The organism is Streptomyces sp. NPDC057474 (assembly GCF_042802555.1).
Classification (GTDB): Bacteria; Actinomycetota; Actinomycetes; order Streptomycetales; family Streptomycetaceae; genus Streptomyces.
Window position 1 is genome coordinate 42,661 of the sequence record NZ_JBHVDX010000054.1, and the last position, 2,999, is coordinate 45,659.

The 2,999-nt window shown below is 72.8% G+C and carries 2 protein-coding genes and 1 pseudogene; all 3 read right to left on the reverse strand.

Annotated features, from left to right (window positions below; genetic code table 11):
* Nucleotides 1-254 precede the first annotated feature (254 nt).
* Nucleotides 255-1,568, reverse strand: coding sequence for a hypothetical protein (locus tag ACFU53_RS17930; RefSeq protein WP_383992678.1), 1,314 nt, complete (start codon nucleotides 1,566-1,568; stop codon nucleotides 255-257).
* Nucleotides 1,568-2,254, reverse strand: a complete 687-nt coding sequence (locus ACFU53_RS17935) for an RNA polymerase sigma factor (protein ID WP_383992681.1) — start codon at nucleotides 2,252-2,254, stop codon at nucleotides 1,568-1,570. Before ACFU53_RS17935 ends, ACFU53_RS17930 begins: the two co-directional genes overlap by 1 nt.
* 460 nt (nucleotides 2,255-2,714) lie before the next feature.
* Nucleotides 2,715-2,999, reverse strand: a pseudogene (locus ACFU53_RS17940) (hypothetical protein); the annotation flags it as partial.

The following is a 2,999-nucleotide window of genomic DNA, read 5'->3' on the forward strand; positions in this document are numbered from 1 at the left end:
TCGCCCCTGGGGGGGTGGGGGCGGGGCGGGGGGGGGGGTGTGGGGGGGCGGGGGGCCGCTGGGGTGTTGGGGGGGGGGGGGGGGGGGGGGGCACGGGCCCCCCCCCGCGCCGAGGTGCACGAGCCGTAGGTACGGGGGGAACCCCGGCTCTGTGCGATGGCCGATGACCAGTCGGCTCACTCATTACTGCGCCGGGGCGGCCGAAAGTGTTACCCGTTCCGCGAAAGAATTCGTAGCGGATGCGAAAGCGCAGGTCAGGATGGGTGCGTGAGCATCGGCCCGGAGGGTTTGGTGTCGACGCCGACGCCGATCGGGGCCACCGCCGCGAGCTGACCGCGGTGGCCGTTGCCACCGTTGCCCTTGCCACCCTTACCGCTCTTGTTCTTGCCGCCCGTGTTCTTGCCGTTCCCGTTCCAAAGGCCGTTGCCGTTGCCGTTGCCCTTGCCCTTGCCGTTCCCGTTGCGGCTCTTCCCGTTTCCGTTTCCGTTGCGGCCTTTGCCGCGGTCCGAGTCGTCGTCCTCGTCGGAGTCGTTGCCGGACCGCGTGTTCTTGTCACCGCCGCCGGCGGGGCCGGTGGAGTCGCCGGAGTCCGACGTGCCGGTCCCGGTGCCCTTGCCCGTCCCGGTTCCCGTGCCCGGACGCTTCGCATTGCCGGAGTTACCGGGGTTGCCGGCGCCGCCGGCCAGGACGCCTTCGCAGTAGCGCTTCAGCTGTCCCTTGCCCTTGCCGCCCGCCGCGTCCTCCAGGCCGCGTCGGCGGCCGGCGTCCAGGTCCTTGCCGTCGCGGACGTCGCGGCAGGAGGAGAACACGCTGTTCCACCACTCCTGCGTGGGGGCCTCGTCCTGACCGGTGTCACCGGGCAGTCCGTCCTCGTCGGTGCCGCCGGTGCCGCCGGTGCCCTCGCCGGAGGGGACGTCGCCCTTCGAGGAGGCGTCCGGAGATGCCTCGGGCGTCACGTCGCCCCACGCCCCTCGCTCGCCGTCACCCTCCTCGGCGTGCGGCGACGGTGACAGCAGCGGCCGGTCCGGCGACTGGGCGGCGGAGATGGTGGCGGAGGGTTCCGGTTCGTCGCCGCGGAACGCGCTCAGCGCGCCGCCGCCGGCCAGCACCGTGACCCCGCCGAGCATCCCGGCTGTCACGGCCGCGACCAGCCCGAACCGCACGGGCCGGCCCCAGCGGGCCCGGAGGCCGTCCGGCACAGCGGGCGGACGCACGGGACGTCCGAGGTGCACGAGCCCCGCGTCGGCGGCGGGCGCCGCGGTGGTGTGCGTACGGCTGCCACGACCGGGTTCCGCGGCCTGACCGTTCTCACCGGAGTGGGCCGGATGGGCCGGATGGGCCGAGCGAGCCGTGCGGGCTGCACGGAAGGCGGCTAACGCGGCTTCCTCGCCCGGGAGTTCGGGACTCTGTACGGACACCGGCGAGACCTCGGCGGCCAGGGCGCCGAGCGCCTCGGCGAGCCGGTCGGCACGAGCGCGGGTGTCGGCGTCGACGGCTTCGAGCGGCTCACCGCGCAGCAGCCGCTCCGCGGCATCGCGGTTCAGCCACCTGTACTGCTCGTCGGCCATCACACATCCTTCTGCGTCCGCGAACGCGTATGCGTCACACCGGCGGACGTGGCCGCGCGTACACGCGCGTCTCTCGGTGGGGGTACGGCGTCCAGCGGGTCGCCGGATTCCGGATCGGCCTCCGAAGCCGTCTCCGAATTCTCCCCGATCAGTTCGGCGAGCCGTTTCAGCCCCCGGTGCGCGGCCGTCCGTACGGCGCCCGCGCGCTTGCCCAGCGTCTGGGCGGCGGTCTTCGCGTCGAGGCCGACCACGACACGCAGGACCACCGCCTCCGCCTGGTCCTGCGGCAGCTGGGCGATGAGCGACAGCGTGCGGTCGGTCGCCAGGGCCTCCATCGCCTCGCCGGCCGTGTCGGACTCCGCGGCCTTGCCGGTCAGCTCGGTCTCGTCGCCGACTGTCGCGGGCCTGCGGCCCCGCATGCGTATGTGGTCGAGGGCCCGGTTGCGGGCGATCCGCGCGGCCCAGCCGCGGAACCGGTCGGCGTCTCCGCTGAACCGCTCCAGGTCACGGGCTATCTGCAGCCAGGACTCGGAGGTGACGTCCTCCGCGTCCGGATCGCCGACCAGCGTCCGCACGTACCCGAGCAGCCGTGGGTGCACCGAGCGGTACACAGTCCGGAACGCGGTCTCGTCCCCGTCCTGTGCCGCAAGCACCGCGGCGGTCAGCTCCGCGTCGTCCCCCAGCACCCGCGCGCGCCCCTCTTTGCGCCTCGACCGGCGCCGCTCTCGCGGACCGGGTTCTCACCGTCGTGGTCCTCAATGGATGTTGCGGTGCCGGGCCGTCGATGGTTGTGGTGGTCTTCCACCATCCACGATCCGGCGCGAATGGCACGTTACGGCCTGAAACCGCTGGCCGTCCATGTCCGTAGAACATGCAACTGACTCGTGATGCGGCGGGGTGTGACAGAAATCGCCGACGCGGCGCTGTAGGTAGTACGGGTCGCCGCGCGGCCCGTGCCGCGCGACGGTCGGGGCCTCTCCTGTGGGGGGTGGCGGCCCCGACCGTTGCCATCGGCGGAGTCGGCCGGGTGTCTTGCGAGTACGGGGGTCTTGCGAGCGCGCCGGCCTTACTTCGTTTTCCGGGCCCCGCACTTCGTTTCGCGGCCCCTACTTCGTTTCGCGGCCCCTTACTTTGTTTCGCGGCCCCTTACTTTGTTTTCCGGGCTTCGCCCGCCCGCCCCGGCCTGGCGCCGGACGCGCTCGGCCGACTGGGCTCGTTCGACGCCCTTGCCTCACTCGACGCGTTCGGCTCGCCGGGTCCGGTCGAGTCGCCCTGTCCGCCGCCGACGCCACTGCCGTTGCGATCGCTGTCGCGTGGGCTGTCGCCGTTGCCGTTGCCGTTGCCGTCGCCGTTGCCGTCGCCGTTGCCGTTGCCGTCGCCGTTGCCGTCGCCGTTGCCGTTGCCGTTGCCGTTGCCGTTGCCGTTGCCGTT

Coding starts and splice junctions, on each gene's coding strand:
- ACFU53_RS17930 (WP_383992678.1), bottom strand. CDS start 1,568: ATGGCCGACGAGCAGTACAGGTGGCTGAACCGCGATGCCGCGGAGCGG.